Source organism: Bradyrhizobium cosmicum (genome assembly GCF_032290525.1).
GTDB lineage: Bacteria > Pseudomonadota > Alphaproteobacteria > Rhizobiales > Xanthobacteraceae > Bradyrhizobium > Bradyrhizobium cosmicum_A.
The window spans coordinates 1-267 of sequence record NZ_JASXTA010000261.1 but is presented as its reverse complement, the minus strand read 5'-3'; the positions used below and the strand labels follow the sequence as shown (position 1 = coordinate 267).

The following is a 267-nucleotide window of genomic DNA, read 5'->3' as shown; positions in this document are numbered from 1 at the left end:
CCTTCACCCACACTGCCAGCGTCCTGGCGCTCGGCGCCCTCATGGCCCTGGGAGCGCTGGCAGCGCCGGAACTGGTGATCCCGGTGACCGAGGTCGTGTCCGGCCTGCTGCTCGTCGCCGTCGGCGTCTACCTCCTGGTCCTGGCCGTCCGCCGCTGGCGGGGGACGGCCGCCGTCGAGCACGGGCACGAGCACCCTCATGGCCAGTCTCATCCTCATGCCTAGGTCGAGCACGAGCACGAGCACGACCACCCGCACGACCAAGGAC

At 71.2% G+C, this 267-nt stretch carries 1 protein-coding gene; it reads left to right on the top strand.

Features of this window, described 5'->3' with window-relative positions; genetic code table 11:
- Nucleotides 1-224 (top strand): hypothetical protein (locus QSV46_RS39890; protein ID WP_314964116.1); only part of this gene is annotated, 224 nt, incomplete at its 5' end.
- Nucleotides 225-267: the final 43 nt, after the last annotated feature.